The 25,160-nt window shown below is 40.3% G+C and carries 18 protein-coding genes; 5 read left to right on the top strand and 13 right to left on the bottom strand.

Annotated features, from left to right (window positions below):
* Positions 1-41 precede the first annotated feature (41 nt).
* The 5 genes from I6J02_RS15585 to I6J02_RS15565 form a co-directional block, all read right to left on the bottom strand.
* A complete protein-coding gene (locus tag I6J02_RS15585) occupies positions 42-1,070 on the bottom strand; it encodes a YbhN family protein (RefSeq protein ID WP_201678758.1) in 1,029 nt (342 codons plus the stop codon).
* Between the two features lie 6 nt (positions 1,071-1,076).
* Positions 1,077-2,024, bottom strand: coding sequence for a CDP-alcohol phosphatidyltransferase family protein (locus I6J02_RS15580; RefSeq protein ID WP_201678757.1), 948 nt, complete (start codon positions 2,022-2,024; stop codon positions 1,077-1,079).
* Positions 1,990-2,895, bottom strand: a complete 906-nt coding sequence (locus tag I6J02_RS15575) for a hypothetical protein (protein WP_201678756.1) — start codon at positions 2,893-2,895, stop codon at positions 1,990-1,992. Before I6J02_RS15575 ends, I6J02_RS15580 begins: the two co-directional genes overlap by 35 nt.
* Complete coding sequence (locus I6J02_RS15570; protein ID WP_201678755.1) at positions 2,888-3,628, bottom strand: NDP-sugar synthase; 741 nt, start codon at positions 3,626-3,628, stop codon at positions 2,888-2,890. Before I6J02_RS15570 ends, I6J02_RS15575 begins: the two co-directional genes overlap by 8 nt.
* A gap of 85 nt (positions 3,629-3,713) precedes the next feature.
* On the bottom strand, positions 3,714-5,042 hold the full coding sequence (locus tag I6J02_RS15565; protein WP_201678754.1) for an inositol-3-phosphate synthase: 1,329 nt from the start codon (positions 5,040-5,042) through the stop codon (positions 3,714-3,716).
* 491 nt (positions 5,043-5,533) lie between these two features.
* Between I6J02_RS15565 and I6J02_RS15560 the strand changes: the two genes are divergently transcribed.
* The 4 genes from I6J02_RS15560 (at position 5,534) to gdhA (ending at position 9,478) form a co-directional block, all read left to right on the top strand.
* Positions 5,534-6,553: a methionine ABC transporter ATP-binding protein gene (locus tag I6J02_RS15560; protein WP_201678753.1), complete on the top strand. Its 1,020-nt coding sequence runs from the start codon at positions 5,534-5,536 to the stop codon at positions 6,551-6,553.
* Positions 6,546-7,199: a methionine ABC transporter permease MetI gene (gene metI / locus I6J02_RS15555; RefSeq protein ID WP_201678752.1), complete on the top strand. Its 654-nt coding sequence runs from the start codon at positions 6,546-6,548 to the stop codon at positions 7,197-7,199. The genes I6J02_RS15560 and metI overlap by 8 nt, the downstream gene beginning before the upstream one ends.
* 15 nt (positions 7,200-7,214) lie before the next feature.
* Positions 7,215-8,024 (top strand): methionine ABC transporter substrate-binding lipoprotein MetQ, encoded by an 810-nt coding sequence (metQ, locus tag I6J02_RS15550; RefSeq protein WP_201678751.1) that lies wholly within the window; start codon positions 7,215-7,217, stop codon positions 8,022-8,024.
* Positions 8,025-8,146: 122 nt separating this feature from the next.
* On the top strand, positions 8,147-9,478 hold the full coding sequence (gdhA, locus tag I6J02_RS15545; RefSeq protein WP_201678750.1) for an NADP-specific glutamate dehydrogenase: 1,332 nt from the start codon (positions 8,147-8,149) through the stop codon (positions 9,476-9,478).
* Positions 9,479-9,870: 392 nt separating this feature from the next.
* Here the strand turns inward: gdhA and I6J02_RS15540 are convergent, their stop codons facing one another.
* The 6 genes from I6J02_RS15540 to I6J02_RS15515 form a co-directional block, all read right to left on the bottom strand.
* On the bottom strand, positions 9,871-11,790 hold the full coding sequence (locus tag I6J02_RS15540; RefSeq protein WP_201678749.1) for an acetoacetate--CoA ligase: 1,920 nt from the start codon (positions 11,788-11,790) through the stop codon (positions 9,871-9,873).
* 64 nt (positions 11,791-11,854) lie between these two features.
* On the bottom strand, positions 11,855-12,901 hold the full coding sequence (locus I6J02_RS15535) for a ferredoxin--NADP reductase (protein ID WP_201678748.1): 1,047 nt from the start codon (positions 12,899-12,901) through the stop codon (positions 11,855-11,857).
* Positions 12,902-13,120: 219 nt separating this feature from the next.
* Positions 13,121-16,198 (bottom strand): translation initiation factor IF-2, encoded by a 3,078-nt coding sequence (gene infB, locus I6J02_RS15530; RefSeq protein WP_201678747.1) that lies wholly within the window; start codon positions 16,196-16,198, stop codon positions 13,121-13,123.
* A 105-nt stretch (positions 16,199-16,303) separates the two neighbouring features.
* Positions 16,304-17,542, bottom strand: a complete 1,239-nt coding sequence (gene nusA / locus I6J02_RS15525) for a transcription termination factor NusA (RefSeq protein WP_002994057.1) — start codon at positions 17,540-17,542, stop codon at positions 16,304-16,306.
* A gap of 2 nt (positions 17,543-17,544) precedes the next feature.
* Positions 17,545-18,015 carry a ribosome assembly cofactor RimP gene (gene rimP, locus I6J02_RS15520; RefSeq protein WP_201678746.1) on the bottom strand — a complete coding sequence of 157 codons (471 nt, stop codon included), beginning with the start codon at positions 18,013-18,015 and terminating at the stop codon, positions 17,545-17,547.
* Positions 18,016-18,128: 113 nt separating this feature from the next.
* Positions 18,129-18,908, bottom strand: a complete 780-nt coding sequence (locus I6J02_RS15515; protein WP_201678745.1) for an XRE family transcriptional regulator — start codon at positions 18,906-18,908, stop codon at positions 18,129-18,131.
* 114 nt (positions 18,909-19,022) lie between these two features.
* Here I6J02_RS15515 and I6J02_RS15510 point away from each other — a divergent pair, with 114 nt between their 5' ends.
* Entirely contained in the window at positions 19,023-19,355 is a 333-nt protein-coding gene (locus tag I6J02_RS15510; protein ID WP_201678744.1) for a hypothetical protein, read from the top strand.
* A 33-nt stretch (positions 19,356-19,388) separates the two neighbouring features.
* On the opposite strand, the gene I6J02_RS15505 is transcribed toward I6J02_RS15510, so the two are convergent.
* Positions 19,389-22,466 (bottom strand): DPP IV N-terminal domain-containing protein, encoded by a 3,078-nt coding sequence (locus tag I6J02_RS15505; RefSeq protein WP_201678743.1) that lies wholly within the window; start codon positions 22,464-22,466, stop codon positions 19,389-19,391.
* A 112-nt stretch (positions 22,467-22,578) separates the two neighbouring features.
* Complete coding sequence (locus tag I6J02_RS15500) at positions 22,579-24,936, bottom strand: transglycosylase domain-containing protein (RefSeq protein ID WP_201678742.1); 2,358 nt, start codon at positions 24,934-24,936, stop codon at positions 22,579-22,581.
* Positions 24,937-25,160: the final 224 nt, after the last annotated feature.

Genomic DNA, 25,160 nt, shown 5'->3' with positions numbered 1-25,160 from the left:
TCTAATTCATATGGGTCTCCATATCAGTTCTTCCGGTTCATTTAATTTCCTGATTCATTTAACTGTGCTTCTCTCTTGGTTTTGCTCCTCTTGGCAAAGCTCATCATAAGAAGACCTATAGCAATCCATACCAGCTCACGGATACGGGTTGCAATACCGATAAACACACCTACTGAAGCCTGATATCCTACACTGGCGACAGCCATAGCCATCCCCCCTTCCCGCGTGCCTAATTGCATAGGGAAAAAGAAAATCAGATTGGCAAACAGAGATGATCCGGAACTTACAATCAGACATTCGATATAAGTCATCGGAAGTCCCAATGCGTGGGCTATAAAATAAATTTCAGCACATCCAACTACACGGGCAAAAAACTCCCAGCATAAAGAGGTGTAGAAATTTCTCTTACGATCTACATATAACGACCTCACCTGATTATCTACATCTGTCAAAAGTTCGTGATGCTCCTGCTCATACAGCGCTATTTTCTTTCCTACAAAAGGCAGCTTACTAAGAGACTTCATCAGACTCACTGTAATTCCCTTTTTGTATCCTTTTGAAAACCACCACACCCCCAGCACAGCCATCAGAATAATAGTCACACACGCGATTACGACAATTTTACTTGCAGGTACAAACCAGAGAATAAGGCCTACCGATGCTACCCAGAATACAAGATGAGAAAGGATATGCATCATCGTGTACAGCAAAATAGAGGATCCGGCTTTAGAACTCCCTACATAGGGCTTCAGTTCCATAATACGGTATGGTTCTCCTCCTAGTGCCACAAAAGGTGTGATATAATTGATAGAAAAACCGGTAACAATCAATTGAAAGATTTTACCAAATGGCAGTCGTGTCTTAGGGTTATCCTTTTCCAGAAGAATATCTCTCAGAGCCATAGCATTCATCAGGTAGATGACCAGCCAGCTCAGCAGAACCGGTACAAACCACCACCCTGTCTTTTGTATATTTTCCCATATTACTTCCGGACCAAGGGAATAGACCATATAGCCCAAAGTACCAAGACCCAGAATAAAGAAAATAATTTTATAGATTTTACTCGCCATTCGAGTCTAACTTTTGAGTTTATTTACAAAGTATCCGCTTACCTTTTCCTGTCTGTTGATCATATAGATCAGAATAGGATTTAATACAAACATATCAAAGAAAAAGTATAACCACACCTCTCCTATGAAAAGCCATAAAAATAAAAAGATAACACGGGTATTGAATTGAACAATATTGGTATACTTCATTAGTGGTTTGTTCATGGTTCTGAACTCTGTCACCAATGCCTGCGGTAAACTGTCAACATACTTCGCTTTGATTAAGCCCAAAAGTTGCTGAAGGTTGGGAGATAAACGTTCCTGCATACGTGTATACCCAAGGTAACCATTCAATACAAATTTGCTGAATGCTTGTTTACTCCAGCTCATCTGATCAAATTCTGCCTGCAGATCGCGACTGTTATCCAGTTCGCTACCTGCTTTTCCTTTGATAAAATATAAGTGTACATTACGGTAATAGTCAGCCATTGCAGATTGGAAAACATGCGATACCCCGGCTAATACGCCCGGAACCCATACCCATGCAGACCATCCTTCATTCATCAGTCGCAGACATAGTGCAATATGAATGGAAGCAAACCAAAAATCACCCGCAAATCCATCTAAAATACGTCCAAAACGACTTTTATTGTCTGTCATCCTGGCCAACTGGCCATCTGCCGAATCCAGTGAATTGGCAAACACCAGTAATAACATCCCAATCACATTAATCCAAAGTGATGGATAATAAAATAAAATACCGGCTCCTACACCAAAGAAAATACTGATAATAGTAACCGCATTGGGAGTGATTCCGATCTTTGCACAGACCTGTGCTATTTTGAATCCGATCGGTCTGTAAAACCAGATGTCAATTCGTTCTTCTGTATCATTGGATTTGAGAGATTGTTCAAATGCCGTTTCTTGTTCTTCGGGAGTATTAGGATTGTTGTATACCGATGTCTCTCTTTGCATGTTGTTGAGTTGTAAAGACGTTAACGAGTAGACTACAGATAGCATCTGCAGCCTCAGCCCTGCATGGGGCAAAACTTGGCCAGTCATTCAGGTCAATAATGTGAAAATTGCCATCCGGTCCGATGATAATATCTCCACCATAGACATGAACACCCAGAATCGTGGCCGCACGGTCAGCGATTAGTTTTAATTTTTCTTCATCAAAAGGATAATGAACCGTCTCCCCATTAATCTGCTCATATACAGCATACTTGTGGTGATTATGTTCATACGGATAGAAATAGTGAAAGAATCCAGTGTCTTTTACAGCATAGAATTTCAGCAGATCGCCTACCAGATGCTCAGAGATCACCGCTTCTTTAATCCCTCTCAGTGCGTATTCATTGAGAATATATTTTGCCTCTTCAGCAGAGGACGCAAATGTCACGTCTTCTTTATGAATGGCATGAAAATCTCCCCTTTTTATCCAGACACCTTTCCCCTTTAAAGAGTTAAAAACTTCTGTAATATCAGAAGTTGTAGAGACCACATGGCTCGCCGGATAAGGAATCCCTCCTTCCAGCAATACATTGGTCATATTTTTGCGAAAACAGTTTTCTATTCCCCATCCGGAATTGATAACTGTCTTTCCTTCTTTTTCTAATTTTTGTAACCTTTTTACCAAGGTTTTGGTACGAGCCATTGTGACAATAAAATCCTGCGATACAGATTCTTTTTCCATGAATTCATCTTCATTACAAATCTCTATATCGGCACCTGTTAAAGTCAGCTTTTCACATACTTCATTAAATATGGCAGCATCATTACCTATATGATTTGGCGAGAAACGGCTCTTTCTCGTCACTCCCAAAATCTTAATCTTTTCAGCCATTTTTCGCACTAACTAAATGTGTTTTTTCTAAAAGGAATGCTTCAGCCATTTCCTTGTCTTTGAGATGATCGACATCTACGACCTTCCCAAAAATATGCCCTTTCACATTTAAATGATTAAGCAATAAATCTCTTTGATAATTACGCATCCGTGTATTCCCTTCCTCAACAGAGCGTTTCACTAACTCAATAGCATTCTTTCTCAACCCGTAAATACCACCGGATACATATTGAATATCTTCCGTATGCTGATCCTGAAAGCTCAGGATATTCTGCTGCTGATCAGTTTTTACATATAACGGACTTTCATCATCTATAAATGGAGTGATTCCCATATAAGCATCTGCATGTGCTGCTGCACGGAATCCATTCAAATAAGATGCAAAGTCTTCTTCTTTAAAAATAGTATCAGTAGTCGTCAGGCAGCAGGCTTCCCAATCCGGATTTGCCTCAATAAGCGCATGAAAACTATGAAGAGAGCTGGGTGTATCTTTTATAATCAGGCTAATGGGCACATCAAAGCTTTCTTCCGTAAGGTAAGCTTTAAGCTCAGGAGAATGATTATTGATAATAATGTGAACGACCGGAGCACCCTGATCAGCAAAAATACGGATTAATCTTGCGATCATAGGAACACCGTTAAGTGTCAATAATGGTTTTGGAAGATCGACCCCCTCCTCTTTAAGACGGGATCCTTCTCCGGCAGCTATAATAGCAAAGTGTATCATCTTCATTATTAAAAATTACCATCACCGGAAAAGTAATGGTAAGAAAGGGAGACAAATCGCCTCCCTTTGAAAAATTATATTGTCAAAATCATTATTGGATACTGTCTACCAACTCCTGGTAATAATCCAATCCCAAATGAGTAATCAAATCTTCCCCCATCATATGACGCAATGTATTCTGCAATTTCATAAGTTGTTTGAAGATATCATGTTCCGGAGGTAATCCAGGTGCTGTCTGAGGTGATTTCAGGTAGAATGACAACCATTCCTGAATACCGGACATACCCGCACGCTGAGCAAGATCAATGAATAAAGCAAGATCTAATGCAACTGGTGCTGCAAGAATCGAGTCTCTACACAGGAAGTTAATTTTGATCTGCATTTTGTAACCCATCCATCCGAAGATATCGATATTATCCCATGACTCTTTGTTGTCACCATGCGGAGGATAGTAATTGATTCTTACTTTATGGTAAAGATCACCATATAATTCAGGGTTTTTCTTAGCATCAAGAATCTCTTCCAATACCGATAATTTAGAAACTTCTTTCGTTTTAAAGTTTTCAGGATCATCCAGTACCAGACCGTCACGGTTACCCAGAATATTTGTTGAGAACCAACCTTCTACACCTAATGCTCTAGCCTGCAAACCAGGGGCAACGATTGTTTTCATCAACGTTTGTCCTGTTTTAAAATCTTTACCGGCAATAGCAACACCATTTGTCTGCGCCAGCTCTTCAATAGCAGGTACATCACAAGTCAGGTTTGGTGCACCATTTACATAAGGTACTCCTTCCATCAATGCCGCATAACAATAAATCATACTTGGCGGGATGCGCTTGTCGTCATTATCCAATGCTTCTTCCAGTTTTGCAACAGTAGAAAATGCATCATTAGTTTCGATATATCTTTCTGTAGAACCACACCATACGATCACAACGCGGTCAAGGCCATTCTGCTCTTTGAAATCACGGATATCCTTACGTGCAGCATCCGCCAGTTCACGACGGGTAGTTTCAGTTTTAATATGTGTCCCATCCAGGTTTTTGACAAAGTTTTTGTCAAAAACAGCTTTCATAGGTTTAATATTTTCCAACACCTCTTTTACCTGATCCAACTGACCTTGCTCCAATACTTTCGCTTTAGAAGCAGCAACATACACATTGTCTTCGTAAACATCCCAGCCACCAAAAACGATATCTTCCAATTTTGCCAATGGAACGAAATCTTTGATTAATGGATTTCTGTCTTCTGTACGTTTGCCCAGACGAATACGACTCAATTGAGAAACTGAACCAATAGGCAACGATAATCCTTTGTTAATAGCGGCTACACCGGCAATCAAAGTAGTAGCAACAGCCCCCAGGCCCGGAATTAAAATCCCCAACTTACCGTTGGCCTCTTTAACCTGATTTTCCATATTATTTAATAATCTATTGTTTTGTTTGTAATATTGATAACATTGTAACTAAACTTTAGGCAAGTTAAGCATTTTAGGTAATATTTTATTTATACAAATATAATATTTGACAGTTTTACCAAAAAAATAAAAAAGTCAAATTTTTATTTTTTTCCTTCCCTCAAAAATCACATTTAATAATTCATTGATAACAAAAGAAATATCCATTATTACAGGTCGTTATTATACACTATTCTCGACAAAACTAATAGTCTTTTATATTGCCAAAATCTGACAATTCCAAATACCTATAAAAGGAGCACTTTTGAGACATTCCGGTACAAATAAGAATGTTGATCCCTATTGCAGCTATTCTCACAGACCAGACATCGAATTTGCTTTGAAAAAAAAGAAAGATTTGATACCTTTGGCGCATATAACACCTATTAAGTATAAGCCTTTCAGTATGTAATGAAAGGTTTTTTTGTACGAAATGTTATTAATATAGTTAAATGGTAGAGTTAGTCAATATTTCAAAAACATTTAAGAGTAAAGGCATTTCTACAAATGCACTGGCAGATGTTTCGATAAAGATCAGCGAAGGAGAAATTTATGGAGTTATTGGAAGCTCCGGAGCAGGAAAAAGTACACTGATACGCTGTGTCAATCTACTGGAGCGACCGGATAAAGGCGCAATAGTGATTAACGGTCAAAATATTATGGTTCTTCCACAACAGCAACTTACCGTCAAAAGAAGAGAAATAGGTATGATCTTCCAGCATTTTAATTTATTCTCTTCCCGTACCGTATCTGAAAATATAGCTTTTCCGCTGGAATTGACAAGTAAGCCCAAAATATGGATCAAGGAACGGGTAAACGAATTATTACAACTTGTTGGTCTGGAATCCAAAGCAAACGATTACCCGGCAAACTTGTCCGGAGGACAAAAACAACGTGTAGCCATCGCACGTGCACTGGCCAATAACCCTTCCATTCTGTTGTGTGATGAGGCTACAAGTGCACTTGATCCGCATACGACTAAGTCTATCCTGCAATTATTAAGATCAATCAATAAAAAATTGAATCTGACAATATTGCTGATCACACACGAAATGGAAGTGATAAAGACAATTTGCGATCGTGTGGCGGTCTTAGATCATGGCAGACTCATAGAACAGGGAACAGTAGAACAGATATTCACCACTCCCAAAGAGGAGGTTACAAAACAATTCATCGCTTCATCTTTTAATGCCGAACTTCCGCAAGCAATTCAGCATAAATTGAAAGAGACAGGAAACCCGGTTGTTAAATTATTTATTACAGGTAACGAACAACAGTCTCTGCTGATTTCTGATCTGCAACGATTGTATCATACAGATGCCAAACTGATAAGTGCACAAATCGAATACATTGGTCAGTCCAATTTTGGGCTGATGTTTCTGGAACTTGGAGGAGAATCTCAGGCTATACAAGAAAGCCTGACTTATCTGAAAACTAATTATTCATCTTTTGAAATTATAGGATATGTCTGATACCATAGTTAAACTATTATTAGAGGGGACCTGGCAAACACTGGTCATGACATTTGCCTCCGGTTTCTTTGGTTTTTTATTAGGACTTCCTACGGGAATTCTTCTCTTTGTCACACGCAAAGGACAGATAATGGAAAATAGAGTTATACACCAGGTAACTTCTGTAATAGTCAATATTTTCAGATCCATTCCTTTTATTATTCTGATCGTCTGGATGATTCCCTTTACCAGAGAATTGGTAGGTACATCTATTGGTGTATCAGCAGCATTAGTTCCGCTGAGCATTGGGGCAGCTCCTTTTGTTGCCCGTCTTGTAGAAAACAGTCTGTTGGAAATTCCTGCCGGACTTATTGAAGCTGCCAGAGCAATGGGAGCGACTCATAAACAAATAATACTAAAAGTATTGTTGCCGGAAAGCTTACCCTCTATGGTCAATAATGCAACCATAACGCTGATCACTTTAGTAGGATATTCAGCCATGGGCGGAGCAGTAGGCGCCGGAGGATTAGGGCAAATAGGTTATCAGTATGGCTATATAGGATATGATGCTTTTATTATGAATGCAGTATTGATCCTCCTGATACTGATCGTATTTATACTGCAGTTTACCGGAGATTTTATCGCAAAGAAAACAAATCACAGATAATACAAATATTAAGATATGAACATACGCACAAAACACATATGTATTCTTGTTGCAGCAGTACTGACACTCAGTGCGTGTAACGGAAATAAAAAAGACAGCCAGACATTGAAAATCGGCATTGTGGCTGGTCCCGAGAAGGAAATCGCAGAGACAGCTGCAAAGGTCGCCAAAGAAAAGTACAATCTGGATGTGGAGCTGGTGACGTTCAACGACTATGTTGTGCCAAACGAAGCCCTGAATCAGGGAGATTTAGATGCAAATGCTTTTCAGCATCAGCCCTATCTGGACGAACAGTCTAAGCAGAGGGGATATAAGCTTGTTCCGGTAGCCAAGACATTTGTATATCCTATCGTAGCCTATTCCAAAAAGATCAAAAATATCAGTGAACTGCTTCCGGGACAGACTATCGTTATCCCTAACGATCCTACCAACGGAGGCAGATCTTTACTGCTTCTTCAAAAGCAAGGTCTTATCAAATTAAAAGAGAATACAGGTATTCTGCCTAAGGTCACAGATATTCTTGAAAATCCGAAACAAATCAAATTCCTGGAGCTTGAAGCACCTCAGCTACCAAGAGTATTGGATGATAAAGAAGTCTATGTCGCTATTATCAACAACACATTTGCATCTCAGGCCGGACTTGATCCGGAAAAAGACGGATTATTTGCTGAAGATAAGGAATCTCCTTATGTCAACCTGATCGTAACCCGTACAGATAATAAAGATGATGAACGCATAAAGAAATTTGTACAGGCTTATCAGTCTCCGGAAGTGGAAGAAGTGGCCCATAAAATATTTAAAGGAAATGCGGTAAAAGGCTGGTAAGAATAAGCCTGCTATATATTAAAAAATAACAAATTAACGCTGCTGCAATTGTGAAAATATTAACAATTGCAGCATTTTTTTTATATATTAGCAACTATATTTAATAAACTTCCTAATACCTTATGTCTAAAGTATATAATACATTTATTGATTACATCGAAAAGCGCAACCCTAACGAACCCGAATTCTTACAAGCTGTGACGGAGGTTGCGGAAGATCTGATCCCTTATATTGAACAACATCAACCTCAACTGTTAAAGATGAAAGTTCTGGAACGCTTAGCTGAACCTGAGCGTGTGATCTCTTTCCGTGTAACCTGGTTAAACGATAAAAACGAAATTGAGGTGAACCGGGGTTACCGTGTACAAATGAACAGTGCGATAGGTCCTTACAAAGGAGGATTACGGTTTGCACCAAATGTCAATCTGAGTATACTTAAGTTTCTGGCTTTCGAACAGGTCTTTAAAAACAGTCTGACCAGTCTTCCTATCGGAGGTGGTAAAGGAGGTTCTGATTTCAATCCGAAAGGTAAATCGGACACGGAGATTATGAAATTTTGTCAAAGCTTTATTTCCGAACTTTACCGTCATATCGGAGCAGAAACTGATGTTCCTGCCGGAGATATAGGTGTAGGAGAACGCGAAATCGGCTATATGTTCGGACAATACAAGCGTCTTCAAAACAACTTTACAGGGGTACTTACAGGTAAAGGCGCCAACTGGGGTGGCTCTTATATCAGACCGGAAGCTACAGGATATGGATTGCTATATTTTGTATCCTGTATCTATGATTACCGCAATGAAGAACTGAAAGATAAGATTGTAGCCATTTCAGGAGCAGGCAATGTAGCTTTCTATGCTGCAGAAAAAGCGATACAACTGGGAGCTAAAGTAATTACATTATCCAATAGTCAGGGCGTATTGTATGACGAACAGGGAATTACTGCAGAGAAACTGGCTTTCGTTGCCACTATAGGTCGTGATCTGGATAAATATATTTCAAAATATCCGGATGCAAAATATTATGAAGGTAAAAAACCATGGGAATTCAAGTGTGACATTGCATTACCTTGTGCTACCCAAAATGAACTGGATGGAGAAGATGCTCAAAAACTAATAGCTAACGGTTGTACCTGTGTAGCTGAAGGAGCAAATATGCCTTCCACCGCTGAAGCCATCAAACTCTTTCACAAAGCACGGCTTATCTTTGCTCCGGGTAAGGCAGCCAACGCCGGAGGTGTAGCTGTATCGGGATTAGAGATGTCTCAAAATTCGATCAGAGAGCAATGGACTAAAGAGAAAGTAGACAAAAAATTACATGGTATTATGGAAAATATCCATAGAACCTGTGTGAAATACGGTCATGAGGACAACTATATTAATTACCTGAAAGGTGCTAATATAGGCGGGTTTCTAAAAGTAGCTAAAGCAATGATTGCACAGGGGGTTGTATAACATAACCTCTGTGCGGAAAATATATAAACGTAAGCAGTTGGCGGGGACGCCAACTGACGCGTTTAAGAGTTAACAAGAATACCTTCTGACGACTCATTCAAGAATTAAAGATACAGCACTCCCCCCCATTGCGTTTTCCTCACCGGCAATATCTACTACACTTTATCGTTCTTAGCAAGAAGATCCACTGATAACACATTCAGAATAACAGCTAGGTAATTATCTCTGACGTTTGCTAGGTGTCCTCATTAGCAATATCTACCATATCAGTCTTAGTAAGAATATCAACTAATGACGCATTCAGGATAACAGATAGGAAATGAGCCATGGCGTTTGCTGAGTGTCCTCACCAGCAATATCTACTACACTTTATCCGTCTTGCTATATATTAATTATACTTTTTTACAGAGATCTATCCAATAATTGAGAGAATCGGGATTTTTCACCACATCGATACTAACAGCCCGGTCTATGGGTACGCCCATCATTAGTTTCTTAACAGGAATCTCCAGCTTCTTTCCACTCATTGTATAAGGGATATCCGGTACTGCCAGGATTTCATCGGGTACGTGTCTGGGACTATAAGTACTTCGTAGTTGTTTTTTGATCTCCGTCCGAAGTTCATCCGTAAGTTCCACTCCCGCTTTCATCTTGACATACAATGGCATAACAGAATCCCCGTTATCCAAATCAATACAGATCACAAGACTGTCTTCCACATCTTCAAACGTATTCAGCACATTATATACCTCTGCGGTACCTATACGTACTCCTCCCCTGTTTAAAGTGGCATCAGATCTGCCATACATAATGATACCGTTATTATTTCGGGTTATTTTGATCCAGTCTCCATGACACCAGACGCCAGGATATTTATCAAAATAACTTTCCAGATATTTAGCATTATCCTTATCCTTCCAAAAGTAAAGCGGCATAGAAGGCATAGGTACTTCGATTACCAGTTCTCCCACTTCATCGTATACCGCGACACCATCTTCATTATAGGCTTCTATTTTTGAACCTAACGTACGGCACTGGATTTCACCGGCAAAGACAGGCAATAATGTACTACCCGAAAGAAAAGCACTGCAGACATCCGTACCACCACTTAAAGAAACAATTTGTACATCCTTCAGCTGTCCTTGCAACCATTGGAAAGTATCCGGAGGCAAAGGAGAACCTGTGGAACCAATGGTTTTGAGTTTAATATTAAGTTCTGATAATGACAGATCCTGACAGGATGTAAAGTAGGCTGCCCCGGCACCAAGATGATCTACATGCTGATCAGCAACAAAATTCCAGATAGATTTCCGCTCCGGAAAGATAGGAGAGCCATCATAGATACACAAAGTAGCTCCAACCAGAAGAGATGAAATAGCATAATTCCACATCATCCAACCCGTAGTCGTATACCACATAAAGCGATCTCCCTCCTGTACATTTTGGTGTAAAGCCAGCGCTTTATAATGTTCAATCAAATTACCGCCTGAACTATGTGTGATTGCCTTAGGTTTTCCGGTTGTACCTGAAGAATACAGTATCCAGATAGGATGATCAAATGGAACTGGCCGAAATGTGAGAGGCTGTGCAGGATCAGCCTCCTGTATTATTAAATCCCAATCTGCCCCATTTACCATGACAAGATCGGTAATGGAAGGAATCTGTTCTTTAATGGTTACCGCAGTTTCCTGCTTATCATATTTCTTTCCGTTATAATCATAACCCGAATCTGCAAAAAGAATCCTGGGTTCAATCAAAGTAAAGCGTTCGACAATACTTGCACTTCCGAAATCAGTTGAACAACAGGACCATATAGCTCCAATAGCATTCACCGCCAAGAATATAGCAATGGTTTCTGTTGTATTATTGAGTATACCCGCTACCCGATCTCCTTCTTTAATACCCTTTCTGATCAAAAACTGTTGTATAGCACGTACCTGATCTTTCAACTGAGACCAGGATACTTCTTTAACAGGCGTCTGTTCAGCCTGATAGAGAATAGCCGGACGTTTATCTGTCTCATTGCGAAAGACATGTTCAGCATAATTGAGTGTCGCACCCCGAAACCATTCTGTACCGATAAATCCCTGTCTGGAGTATGTAATAACAGCATCAAACGGAGAATGGGATTTAAGATCGAAATACTGAAATACAGAATGCCAAAAATCTTCAGGTTCAGAAACAGACCATTTCCACAACGTTTCATAATCTCTAAAAGAAAGCTGATAACGCTCTTCAACAAAGGTTTTAAAATCGAATAATGCAGAATTTTTCTGATAATCAGCAGAAGGTGTCCAGATCAGCTCACTCATAAATATATTACACTTGGTTATGTCCCAAATGTAATGAAAAGTAACGCCAGTACAAAGTTTTTACCTATACGACATCAATTACAGTTCCATCTTCGGTCGGATGCCCGGTACATAATAAAATACGTCCGTTAGCGACTTCCCTGTCTGTCAATACTTCGTTATAATCCATTCGCACATTTCCGGATGAACATTGTGAAATACAGGTACTGCACATACCCGATTTACAGGAATAAGGCAGTTTGATTTTATTCTCTAACCCTACATCAAGAATTGTTTTGTTATAAGGTACAGACAGTTGGTGACGTTGGCCGAGAAAGTTAAGCGTAATGGAATAAGTTGTTTTATCTACTTCCTTTTCTGTTTCATCATCGTCATCTTCTTCATTTTCCGGCAACAGAAATGTCTCTCTTTTGATTTGACTGTCTGCATAGCCCATACCCAATAAAGTAAAACGGCAAAGATCCATATAAATAACAGGTCCGAAAGTGTAGAAAAGGGTATCCGTTTTGAGTTCTTCTACATATTGTTTCAAAATATCATAGATAAAATCTCTGTTCAGACGGGCTTTCATCAGGTTTTTGCTGTTTGAAAAAATCCATATGATATGAAAACGGTCCGGATAGTTTTTCTGCCAACTGTCAAGTTCTTCCAGAAAAGGCGTCTGTTCCGGAGAACTGTTGCTGTACACTAATACGATTTTGGATTTCCGTTCTCTTATTAAAGCTGTCTTCAGAATGGAAAATAACGGAGTAATGCCAATACCTGCAGCAAACAAAAACACAGTCCTTGTCGTATCAGGTACAGGTTCATATATAAATAAACCCTGAGGATCCAGTACTTCAATCTCTTCTCCGACTGTAATCTTATGATGTAAAAAACGAGAAATCTCACCGTTATCTACTCTTTTCACAGCAATACTTAAAGGTTCGTCTACATCTGGTGAACTTTTAAAGGAATAAGAGCGACGGACTTCGCGGTCTCCGAAAGTGAAAATCAGGGTTAGAAACTGCCCGGCTTTATACACAGGATAAGGCCCCGATACCGGTTCAAAATCTATAGAAATGTTATTATTCGCCTCTGGAGTTAATGCGGAAATCCGAAGTTTATGCATGTTTCAAAGATAAGATGCTTTTGAAATCCAAGCAAGTAATAAATAGGATTATAGGTTCAAAAAGTCTGTTTTGGTATAAATTCATTTAGATTCTATACCCTCTCACGTTGTATTACAGATTTAACCGAAATAGCTGTTTTCGGATTCGATTATAAAAGGAATCCCCTTTCATTTTGCAATGAAAGGGGATTCTTTATACTTGTTATTCTTTTCAGTCTTTTACAACTTACGTTTAACTTCGACTTGTTCGAAGGCTTCCACGATATCTCCGACATGAATATCATTGTATCCCTGAATATTAAGACCACATTCGTAACCTTGAGATACTTCTTTCACATCGTCTTTGAAACGTTTCAGTGAGGCAAGCTTTCCGGTGAATACAACCACACCGTCACGTACGATACGGATATCACTGTTTCGGTTGATCTTACCGTCTAATACCATACATCCGGCAATAGTACCCACTTTCGAAATTTTGAAAGTCTCTCTGATCTCGACATTCGCCACGATCTTCTCTTCCAGTTTCGGAGCCAACATACCCTCCATCGCAGATTTAAGTTCTTCAATAGCATCGTAGATGATAGAGTAAAGGCGGATGTCAATCTGCTCCTGCTCTGCAATCTTACGTGCATTTTGAGAAGGTCTTACCTGGAAACCGATGATGATCGCATCTGATGCAGAAGCCAGCAATACGTCTGATTCGGAAATCTGACCTACTGATTTGTGGATTACATTTACCTGAATCTCATCTGTAGATAAGTTTAATAATGAATCTGATAATGCTTCTATAGAACCATCTACGTCACCTTTCACAATTACATTCAGCTCTTTGAAGTTTCCGATTGCCAAACGGCGACCGATCTCTGCTAACGTAATATGTTTCTGAGCACGCATACCTTGCTCACGCTGTAACTGCAGACGTTTGTTAGCCACCTGACGTGCTTCTGACTCACTTTCCAATACATAGAATTTGTCACCCGCTGTAGGCGCTCCTGCCATACCTAATATCTGTACCGGTGTAGAAGGACCAACCTCTTTCACGCGTTCTCCGCGTTCATTGGTCAATGCTTTTACTTTACCACTATGTGATCCGGCCAGGATTGGATCTCCGACACGAAGTGTACCTCCCTGTATCAATACTGTAGTAACAATACCACGTCCTTTATCCAGAGCAGCTTCAATAACAGATCCTACAGCACGTTTTTTAGGATCGGCTTTAAGATCCAGCATTTCTGCTTCCAGCAATACTTTTTCCAGTAATAAATCTACATTCAGACCTGTCTTACCTGAAATTTCCTGACATTGGTATTTTCCTCCCCAATCTTCAACAAGGATATTCATTGCTGATAATTGTTCACGGATACGATCAGAGTTTGCTCCCGGCTTATCTACCTTGGTGAATGCAAATACAATCGGTACTCCTGCAGCCTGTGCGTGGTTGATAGCCTCTTTGGTCTGCGGCATCACACTATCGTCTGCTGCGATTACGATGATCGCAATATCTGTGATTTTAGCACCACGGGCACGCATTGCTGTAAAGGCTTCGTGACCCGGTGTATCTAAGAATGTTATTTTTCTTCCGTCTTCCAGTTTTACGGCATATGCACCGATGTGCTGCGTAATACCTCCGGCTTCACCACCTGTTACATTCGCTTTACGAATGTAATCCAGAAGGGATGTTTTACCGTGATCGACGTGACCCATTACCGTTACGATAGGAGCACGCATAATCAGATTATCCGGATTATCGACTTCCTCTAATTCTGCAACTTCTTCATCTTCCGGTTTGATGAATTCAATCTGGTATCCAAATTCATCTGCTACAATTGCTAATGTCTCTGCATCCAGACGTTGGTTGATAGACACGAACAATCCCAGACTCATACACGTAGCGATAATTTGCGTTACGGATACGTTCATCAGGTTTGCCAACTCATTTGCAGTAACAAACTCTGTTACTTTTAATACATTGGCCATCATTTCCTGTTCCAATGCAGCTTCTTCAGCATGGTGAGCGACTTCGTCACGTTTCTGACGACGTAATTTCGCACGTTGAGCAAACTTACCAGACTTACCAGCTCCACTTAAACGGGCAAGTGTAGCTTTGATTTGATCCTGGATTTCTTTTTCCGATGGTTCTTCCTTGTTTTCTACAGGCTTATTTCTACCCTTGAAATCAGGTCTGTTACCACCCGGACCTCTGTTACCCTGATAATTTCCTGGACCTCTGTTGCCCTGGTTGTTACCCGGACCTCTGTTCCCCTGATTATTACCGGGACGGTTTTGGTTATTACCTGGTCCTCTGTTACCTTGGTTGTTACCACCCTGACCGCCTTGTTGGTTTCCACCTTGCTGGTTTCCGCCTCTATTCTGATCCTGGTTGTTTCCACCGGTATTCGGACCGTTATTAGTACGCTTACGCTTACGTTTCTGATCGTTCGCATTACCTGTTGCATTGGAAGAAGATGCTACCGGTCTGTCACGGTGTGACGGTCTTGCCGTAGGCAATTCGATCTTACCGATAACTTTCGGTCCGCTTAAGCTTTCAGCACGCGCACGGATGACATCATCCTGAGGTGCTGCCGGTTTAGCGGGCTCTGCAGGTTTAACCTCTTCTTTTTTGACAGCCTGAACTTCCGGTTTCACTTCTTCCACCTTTGGTTTAGCAGGTTCCACTGGCTTCTCCGCCTGGGGAACAACAGTTTCTTTTGGAGCTTCTACTTTTTCAGCAACAACAGGCTGAACAGGCTCTACGGGTTTTTCCACGATCTTTGGAGTTTCCACTTTTACCTCTACCTTCACAGGTTCTTCTATTTTAGGAGCAACTTCGCTCTTTTCTTCTTTTTTAGGCTTTCCTTTGCCTATGCTGTCCAGATCAATCTTCCCGACGATCTTCATACCTGAAAGATGAGGATGATCCTCAGCAGGTTTCTTCTCTTCTGGCACATCAGCCTTTACCGGAGTTGGTTCTGCTGGAGCATTCTTTATCAGGATCTCCTTTACCTCTGCTGTATCTTCATTCTCCGAGACAGATTCTTTAGGCGCAGCATTGCTACTTCCAGCAGGCGACTCATCACGACGAATTTTACCAATTACGATTTGCTTTGCCTCGTCCTTAACAATTTTGTCTCCCTGAAATTCGCTCAAAAGAACATTGTACATCTCGCCCGATAATTTAGTATTAGGTTTAGATTCAACATCAAATCCCTTTTTTACTAAATAATCCACAGCGGTAGCTATACCAATATTTAGTTCTTTTGCTGCTTTTAGTAAGTTTATGCTTTTACCTTCTGTCATTTATTGTGTCCTGTAATTATAAAGTATATACAAAAATATGTTTTTTTTACATGTTACTAACAATTTATTCGAAATTGCTGAGATAATAAATTGTTAGACCGGGTTCTATTCAAACTCGGACTGTAAAACGCGAACAATTTCCTGAATGGTATCTTCTTCAAGATCTGTACGTCTTACCAACTCTTCTTCCGTAAGTGAAAGAACAGATTTAGCGGTATCCAGACCTACACGTTTCAATTCGTCAATAACCCATCCTTCGATTTCGTCGCTGAATTCTTCGATGTCCACATCCTCATCAAATTCGTCATTCTCACGATACACATCGATCTCGTAACCTGTCAGTTTACCTGCCAGTTTAATATTGTGTCCTCCACGGCCAATCGCCAGAGATACCTGATCTGATTTCAGATACACAGCTGCCGTCTTGTTGTCTTCATCAATTTTGATAGAGCTGATACGCGCCGGGCTAAGTGCACGGGTGATATATAAGGAATGGTTTGTTGTAAAGTTGATAACATCAATGTTTTCATTTCTCAACTCACGAACAATACCGTGGATACGCGATCCTTTCATACCAACACAAGCTCCTACCGGATCGATACGGTCATCATAAGATTCTACGGCCACCTTAGCACGCTCTCCCGGTTCCCGGACAATCTTCTTGATAGTAATCAATCCGTCAAAGATCTCCGGTACTTCCAGTTCAAACAAACGCTGTAAAAATGCAGGTGCTGTACGAGAGATAATGATCTTAGGATTGTTGTTCATCATATCTACCTTATGTACTACCGCACGGATGCTATCTCCTTTTTTGAAATAATCCGCAGGAATCTGTTCTGTCTTAGGCAGAATCAATTCATTACCGTCATCATCAAGGACCAGAATTTCTTTTTTCCAGATCTGATACACCTCACCGATCACTAACTCTCCTTCACGATCTTTATATTTTTTGAAAACTTCGTCTTTCTCAAGTTCCAGAATTTTAGAAACCAATGTCTGACGTGCAGCCAGAATAGCTCTGCGTCCGAAGCTTTCCAATGTGATCTGCTCAATATAATCATCACCTACTTCAAGATCTGCATCATGCTTAACTGCTTCTGCCAACTCGATCTCCAGATCATCATCTTCTGAAAATTCATCTTCCACGACTACACGTGTTCTCCAGATCTCTAAGTCACCATTATCAGGGTTGACAATTACGTCTACATTTTCATCTGTACCAAACCGTTTGCGGATCATGCTACGGAATACTTCTTCCAACACAGAGATTACCGTAGGACGGTCAATGTTTTTAAACTCTTTAAACTCCTGAAAAGAGTCAATCAAATTGATATTGCTGCTCATTTTTACTTAAATGAAATTAACACCTTAGTTTCCTTTATTTGTTCAAATGGAATCACCGACTCAACCGGAACGGCTTTCTTCCCTTTTTCTTTTTTACTTTCCTCGATTGTAATGTCGTTTTCTGTCACATTCAGAAGCTTTCCTTCTCTCTTCTCTCCCTCGTGATTCTTGACCCGGACATTACGTCCTATATTCTTCTCATACTGACGATTCAGTACCAGAGGACTGTCAATACCCGGAGAAGACACTTCAAGACGGTAAGCAGTTTCTATTACATTCTCTTCTTCCAGATGAAAACCAACATGACGGCTTATCTTTACACAATCATCAATCGCAATCCCGGAGTCCCCGTCAACAAGAATTTCAAGTACGCCATTGCCTTGCATTTTTATACTGACAATAAACAAATCCTCACGGTCTCCTATTTTTTCCAGCACTAACTCTTCAACCCGCTGTTCTACCTTTGTCTTCATCTATTACTGTTATTTTAAATCAATAAAGAATTAAAAAAGGGGGCATATGATGCCCCCTTCCTTTCAGATAGTACAAAAGTACAAAATATTTTTAAAAATCCAAAACATCTTTTTTATGCCTTATTATTATCGACTACTGCACTGATGGTTTTTTGCATTTGTGCCATCATCGAGGTCAGTGTTTCCATAGTAGGTTCGGGACTTGGCTCCGGCAGTTCAGTACTTATAAACGCCTTTGCTTTCCAGACTTCCAGAATATCATCTGAACCAACCCAGTATGCTTCATATGTCTTGTTATCGGATACCAGCTTCAATCCTTTTTCTTCTTTATATTTAAAGGCAATACGCTTATACACGACACCTTCTTCTTTAGAGACAATTATATAAGTCTGTCCGGGCTTGATGTCATGCCAGTTTTCTACATACTCCCCTATTATAACAGAGCCAGATGGCAAGGGCAACATAGAATCTCCCTTTATTTCAAAAGCACGGTATGTACCCTGATTAAACATTGGAAGTGAAAATTTAGGCAATTCGGCTACATATTCCGGATCACCATATCCATTCAGATATCCTGCACTCGCCTTGACAGGTACCAATTCAATATTTTCACGATCCTTTTGATCTACCGTTACACTAAGAACACGCAGATTGGAAGCATTACTCCGTGGAGTAGGCTTCCACTTATCATCTATAATATCGTTTGCCAGTTCATCCATCGTCAGATCAAAATATTCAGCTATTTTTTTTAGCAACTCGTATTTAGGCTCTGCTCTATCCTCTTCATACGCCCCCACCGAAGCGCGCTTAATTTCCATTAAATCAGCAAATTGCTGTTGTGTCAATCCTTTTTTCTTTCTGATGTATTTCAGATTGGAGGCGATGTTAGACATAATAATTTTTTAAATAAAATTTGTAAATACTAAAATTGTTAGTATAATTGTACTATCAAAATTAGCAAATAGATTTAGAAAAACCAAATTTATTAGCCAAAACAAGAAGAAAACATGAAAAAATACTGCATTTACATCGCCTCAGACAGCAATCGTCATCATCTTGAAGTCAATCTGACACAAGATGTACAGTCGACATATCAGGAAATGAGAACTGTTCACGCTTCTTTATTTAATCAGGTTATCAAATTAAGCAGTATTGTTTATCTTGAATATGTCGACACTTTCGAGCAGGCAGAGAAACGCAGAAAAGAACTTACCTCTCTCCCCCGCATTGTGAAAGAAAGAATGGTCAGAAAACAAAATCCAAACTGGAAAAATCTTTGTTCCCTGCATATGCCCTTAACTATCCTACATAACAAAAAAGCCGTTGCTTATCTCTCATAGATAATGCAACGGCTCCCTTTTGATTAAAACACGCTACCAACCCGGAGTGAAATTCACTCCGAACGTCCCGGATTTAGAATTTGTCTTTACGAAAGGAAAAGCATAGTATGGCTCCAGAATCATAGCTCCGAACAAATTGATCCGTAGTGAAACCCCGGCACTCATAACCGGAATCTTATAATTAGGATCATATCCCATCTCCGGAAGATTTGTATCCGGATTCACAATTACATTTCCCTTACCATCCTTTAATGGTACAATAGGTCTGTCATCCGAAGACCACACCACCTTGTTTCCTTTTGACCAGGCCAGTCCTGCATCAAAAAACAGATTTAAGTCCGAGAACAAGAATCCGGATTTTACAGCAGCCAGTTTTTCCGGCCCTGTAAACGGCAACCTTACTTCAAAATTAAATACCGCAGTACGGGATCCCATAAGATCTGATATTCTTACTTTGCCATTTCTGTCAAAATCACCACTTTCATATCCGCGGATCAGATACGGATATCCGATATAAAAAGGATAAAGTGCATTTTCATTACTGCCAAAACGCGAATAAGAATACAGTCTCGCGGCTATAGTGACAGGCTTGTAGCGGTTATACTTTCTCAGGTCAATATTGACTGCAGAAAAAGTGTAATCACCAAAATACTGCTCTACTCCCAGACGATAACGATACCCCTGTAGAGGAGCTGCAATACCGAATACAGAATTATCTCCTACCAAAGCAGTATTGACCTGTTGTACTACAAAAGGTTTCAGATTGCCAAATCCTAATTGTGAAGCCTCTTCATTACTTAGCTTACGGCGATCACCATATCCGGAATAGTAACTCTGGCGCCATTTGTCCACCCGGTAATTATATCTTACAACAGCTGCTCCGAGCTCCACTCTGTGGTGCCTGTTAAACGGATAGGCAACAAAAACATCAGCCTGTTGCTGAAAAGTACGTACTAAATAGGTATTGTATGACAACTCATCTCCATATCCAAAATCCTCAAATTCATTTGTGTTGTATCCCGAAATATATGGAATATGTGACAACGAGGCTCCCCAATTGAAGCGTCCCTTCTGATTAATATAAGCGATCTGCCCTCCGAAGTCCTGAATTTCACCATTCACATTTAAGGCCGCAAAAATCTGATTATAACCAAGAATATCCGAGAACATCCCCTGAATACCACTGGATATTCCGGCTCCGTAACGACTTCCAACAGAAACTCCAACTCCACTGTTGGCGAGATAATCGAGTTTAAACTTAGGTTTATAAGCAATCGTATTAATCTGATCATCTCCAATACGCTCAAAAGCGTTGAAATTACGCAGATTGGTATTGACAACATTCACACCGCGGCTTACCGGAGGAGGAAGCATAGCTGCATCAAAATTAACAGCCCCTGCATCTACTACAGTCCCTGTAAAATCTGAACTCTTTGCATAATATACACTGTAAGCATTATTTTTAAAATACGAATAGACGATCTCATCTGTAGCCGAGATACTCATCGCAGGAGAGTACTCTGTGATACCACTGATACCTGTAAAATAATCTGTCAATTTCTCCACCTGAGCAGATGCGACGGTGTAGCGGTACATATTACGATATCCATCCCCGTTGGACAGAAAATAGATTTGCTCTCCGTTAGAGGAAAAGTGTGGATTGAGATTATTTGCTCCCGGAAAAATGTCCAGGTTTTGAATATTTTTCGTCCGGATGTCTACTACAGCCAGATTCATAGGAATGTCTACCGACCTGCTATCTGAAGCCAGCGCTACCCGATCGGTACTGAATACAATAAATTTTCCGTCTCTGGAGAAACTGGGTTGAAAGTCAGAATATACATCATTTGTCAGCTGATTCAGTTTTTTGGTCTTCAGATTATAAATGTAAATATCACTATGTCCGTTTTTCAGACCGGAAAAAGCAACATGATCTCCATCTGCGGCCCAGGTAATATTTGTAAACTCTGTAATATCTCCCATTGCCTCTACTGAAAGTGTTTTACCGGTCAACACATCTACTGTCATTAATTTATTTTTACCTGCACTAAATACTGAAAAAGCAAACTTGCGGCTGTCAGGAGAGAAAGTACCCGCAGATTCCAAAAAACTAAACTCGTCTATATCTTTATTAGTGAGCCGGCTCCCAAGCTTCCGTATGACTTTGCCCGTGTGGGCATCTGCAAGGAAGAGGTCGATGCTGAACATATCTTTTTCAGATAGAAATGCGACATATTTGCCGTCCGGAGAAATTGCAGGTGAGACATTCATCCGACCGGAGTTGCCGGTATGGAGTATCGCTGTACCGACCGGTCTTGAAACTGTATCTTTACCGGAATTCTTATACATATTCTCCATACTGTTTTTCCACAGATTGGACATGGTCTGTGCATCATAGCCGAATACCCGCTTCATAGCAACCTCATAACCATATTTAGCCGTTTCGATAAATAATGGCATAATCACAGTATCCCCGTAGGTAGACCCGACATAAGACCAGAATGCCTGACCGTATCGGTAAGGAAAGTATTTGTAAGACTGTTCTGTCATCTGCTTAAGCGACGGAATATCTTTATTCAGATAAGCATCACGCATCCACATGGAGGTAAAGGCATCCTTTTTCCCTATAGAAAAATATTCGGCCATCCCTTCTACCATCCATAGAGGCAGATTCATAATATTCTCCAGACGGGTAGAATCGCCACCATCAATAAGTACCCGATATTGAAAGGCATGCACCAGCTCATGCCCCAGTACGTGACGTGTTTGCTGATTGATCTGCATGACCGGCATCACCACTCTCTGCTTGAATGCTTCTGTTACCCCGCCGGTACCGACACTGATCTCTCCCTGAATAGCTGTAGTTTGTTGGAATTCGGGATGATTACTGTATACAATAACAGGATTCTTCCGTAAGAAAGTATCCTGGAATACCTGCTGATGTAATTCGTACCAAACTTCGCTTTCTTTAGCCAGCCACCTGACCATACTGTCATTTTTCAGATAGTAATAGAGATCAAAATGCGGAGTTTCATAAACCTTAAAATTCAGCTTTTTGTAGCGCATTTTGTTCTGACCAAAATATTGAGCCTGACTTATGTTGGGCAACATAAAACAAAATGCAATTAAAGCGAACAGTAGCCTGGCACTGTTCGACAATTGACTACATAACGTACTTTTCATGAAGTTAAATTAATAAAAAAACAGATACCCTGACTACGTATTAATTTGGGGTCGAGTCTGTATCCAAAGCAGGTGGCTGAGGTGTGGTTACCGGCTGTTCACCGTTTTGCTCTCCTCCTTCACCTTCTAAAATTTCCCCTTCCGGAAGATCTACCGCTGTACTATCAGCACTTTCTGTCCGCTCAGGTAATCTTGGACTTTCACATTTATATTTTTTGGTTATCTCGACTGTAGGATCAGGGAATTTACCAAATGTATATCCGAGCTCCGGACGTTTGTATAATTCTTCCAGAAACATACCGAAAATTGGTAATGCAGTCTTAGAACCTTCTCCGGTGTGAGAGTTTTTGAAATGGATGCTTTGCTCATCACAACCGACCCATACACCTGTCACCAGATCTTTTGTCACACCCATATACCAACCATCTACATAATCCGAAGATGTACCGGTCTTTCCACCAATCTGATTTTCTTTTTTAAAGAGATCCCAGTCCCAAAGAGCCTGAGAAGTTCCTCCCGGTTCCTCCATACCTCCACGGAGCATATAGGTCATCAACCAGGCATTTTCTTTCGTTAGGGCTTCTTTTTCTTTCTTTTTGAATTCAGCAATTACATTTCCGTCAAAATCAACAATCTTGGATACCAGGATCGGATCCAGTCGCTTCCCTTCATTCATAAATGTAGCATATGCTCTTACCATTTCAAACACAGATACATCATTGGATCCCAGACTGACTGAAGGCACAGATTTCAGATGGCTGTCTATACCACACCTGTGTGCGGCTTCTACAACTTTATCCCAGCCTACTTCTTCCGTAATCTGAGCAGTGATAGAATTGACTGAACGTGCCATAGCCCAACGCAGAGACATTTCTCTGTAGCTAAAATTCCAGTCTGCATTTTTTGGTTCCCAATACTCTTCTACTCCGTCCTTAAGACCGGCGTAAATCCGTACAGGCTTGTCTGTATACTTATCACAAGGTGATTTTCCGGACTCCAGCGCTGCCAGATAAGCAAAAGGCTTGAAGGTAGAACCTGCCTGCCGTTTGGATTGATTGACATGGTCAAATTTATAATACTTGTGGTTGATACCCCCTACCCAAACTTTGATTTCTCCTGTTTTTGGCTCCATAGACATCATTCCGGCATTTAGCATTACGACATAATGTCTGATAGAATCCATCGTAGACAGCTCTTTCTTCTGATTACCATTCCACGTAAAGATCTCCATCTCTTTTGGTTTATTGAGATAGTAATTCACGCTATCCATGTTATTCGGATATTTTTTAACCAGCGCAGCGTAATAAGGGGTTTTCTTAGCGAGATTCTCAATAAAATTCGGGATTACATTTCCTTCTTTATCTCTCCAGGGATCTTCACTTCCCCAGGCATTCTTCAATCGCTGCTGCAAAAATTTCATCTGTTTACCCACCATTTCTTCTGCAATCTTTTGCATGCGGGAGTCAATAGTGGTATAGATTTTCAATCCGTCTTTATAGATATCAATATCATTTTCCTTGCTCCAGTCTTCCAGCCAGCGTTGCACGGCGGCTCTCAGATAAGAATCATTGGCATCCTGACGATCGACATTGTTTGTATTGAGATTCAGATCCTGCACAGAATAGGTATCTACCTGTTGTTTGGTCAGATAGCCTGCTTTTTGCATTTGAGCAAGTACTACATTTCGTCGCTGAAGCGCATTCTTAGGATTTCGCAATGGGTTATATAAAGTCGTTCCTTTCAGCATTCCGATCAGCATAGCTGATTCGTTAACGCTTAACTGACTTGGCATTTTATTAAAATATCGCAGAGAGGCCGACTTAATCCCGTAAGCATTATTACTAAAGGAGACGGTATTAAGATACATCGTAATAATTTCCTCCTTACCATATTTACTCTCCAGTTTATAAGCCGTCATCCATTCTTTAAATTTATTAACGATCAGCCCTACTCCGGGTACCTTACCTAAAATACCGGCTGAGGTATTGTAACGGGTACGGTAGAGATTTTTGGCCAGCTGCTGAGTAATGGTACTGGCTCCGCGCTTGTCACCCGTAAGTGTAGACACTATACCGGAAGCAAGTCCAAGAAAATCTATCCCATTATGCTTATAAAAACGGATATCTTCTGTAGCCACCAGGGCATTCAGAACATTGGGTGAAATACTATCATGAGGCACCGGATCACGGTCTTCTTCAAAATATCGTCCGATAAGAACAGAATCGGCAGTATAAAGCTCTGTAGAAATATTAAGGGATGGCATGACAATATCCTTTTTTGTCGGGGAATAGCCAAATAGCCAAAGAAAGTTAATCTGTACGGCACAAACAATCAGTACAATAGAATAGGCAGCGATAATAAAGTAACGCAAAAATTTATTTTTGATACCTCTAAACATGATGTAAATATGAAGAATAGTTTTGGTAAAACTGTAGTCAGACGCAATTAATTAGTAATAGTGCTTAAAAAATTAACGAATTTTAACATTTATACCAGGTAGCTTTTGAATCAAGAAGATTGGAGTTTTTTTCTCCTCAAAAAGTATACCTAAAGATGATATTTAGCAGAATAATGTTAACATTTAAATATTTATTCTCTACTTTTACAGTCAATTTAGTGACC

Origin of the sequence: Sphingobacterium spiritivorum, assembly GCF_016725325.1 — a bacterium.
GTDB lineage: Bacteria > Bacteroidota > Bacteroidia > Sphingobacteriales > Sphingobacteriaceae > Sphingobacterium.
The sequence above is the reverse complement of the archived record's forward strand: the minus strand, read 5'-3'. Positions and strand labels throughout refer to the sequence as shown.

What these genes read in the sequence shown, in the direction of transcription:
- I6J02_RS15585 (WP_201678758.1), bottom strand. Translation starts at nt 1,070, where the DNA reads ATGGCGAGTAAAATCTATAAAATTATTTTCTTTATTCTGGGTCTTGGT.
- I6J02_RS15580 (WP_201678757.1), bottom strand. Translation starts at nt 2,024, where the DNA reads ATGCAAAGAGAGACATCGGTATACAACAATCCTAATACTCCCGAAGAA.
- I6J02_RS15575 (WP_201678756.1), bottom strand. Translation starts at nt 2,895, where the DNA reads ATGGCTGAAAAGATTAAGATTTTGGGAGTGACGAGAAAGAGCCGTTTC.
- I6J02_RS15570 (WP_201678755.1), bottom strand. Translation starts at nt 3,628, where the DNA reads ATGAAGATGATACACTTTGCTATTATAGCTGCCGGAGAAGGATCCCGT.
- I6J02_RS15565 (WP_201678754.1), bottom strand. Translation starts at nt 5,042, where the DNA reads ATGGAAAATCAGGTTAAAGAGGCCAACGGTAAGTTGGGGATTTTAATT.
- I6J02_RS15560 (WP_201678753.1), top strand. Translation starts at nt 5,534, where the DNA reads ATGGTAGAGTTAGTCAATATTTCAAAAACATTTAAGAGTAAAGGCATT.
- metI (WP_201678752.1), top strand. Translation starts at nt 6,546, where the DNA reads ATGTCTGATACCATAGTTAAACTATTATTAGAGGGGACCTGGCAAACA.
- metQ (WP_201678751.1), top strand. Translation starts at nt 7,215, where the DNA reads ATGAACATACGCACAAAACACATATGTATTCTTGTTGCAGCAGTACTG.
- gdhA (WP_201678750.1), top strand. Translation starts at nt 8,147, where the DNA reads ATGTCTAAAGTATATAATACATTTATTGATTACATCGAAAAGCGCAAC.
- I6J02_RS15540 (WP_201678749.1), bottom strand. Translation starts at nt 11,790, where the DNA reads ATGAGTGAGCTGATCTGGACACCTTCTGCTGATTATCAGAAAAATTCT.
- I6J02_RS15535 (WP_201678748.1), bottom strand. Translation starts at nt 12,901, where the DNA reads ATGCATAAACTTCGGATTTCCGCATTAACTCCAGAGGCGAATAATAAC.
- infB (WP_201678747.1), bottom strand. Translation starts at nt 16,198, where the DNA reads ATGACAGAAGGTAAAAGCATAAACTTACTAAAAGCAGCAAAAGAACTA.
- nusA (WP_002994057.1), bottom strand. Translation starts at nt 17,542, where the DNA reads ATGAGCAGCAATATCAATTTGATTGACTCTTTTCAGGAGTTTAAAGAG.
- rimP (WP_201678746.1), bottom strand. Translation starts at nt 18,015, where the DNA reads ATGAAGACAAAGGTAGAACAGCGGGTTGAAGAGTTAGTGCTGGAAAAA.
- I6J02_RS15515 (WP_201678745.1), bottom strand. Translation starts at nt 18,908, where the DNA reads ATGTCTAACATCGCCTCCAATCTGAAATACATCAGAAAGAAAAAAGGA.
- I6J02_RS15510 (WP_201678744.1), top strand. Translation starts at nt 19,023, where the DNA reads ATGAAAAAATACTGCATTTACATCGCCTCAGACAGCAATCGTCATCAT.
- I6J02_RS15505 (WP_201678743.1), bottom strand. Translation starts at nt 22,466, where the DNA reads ATGTTGCCCAACATAAGTCAGGCTCAATATTTTGGTCAGAACAAAATG.
- I6J02_RS15500 (WP_201678742.1), bottom strand. Translation starts at nt 24,936, where the DNA reads ATGTTTAGAGGTATCAAAAATAAATTTTTGCGTTACTTTATTATCGCT.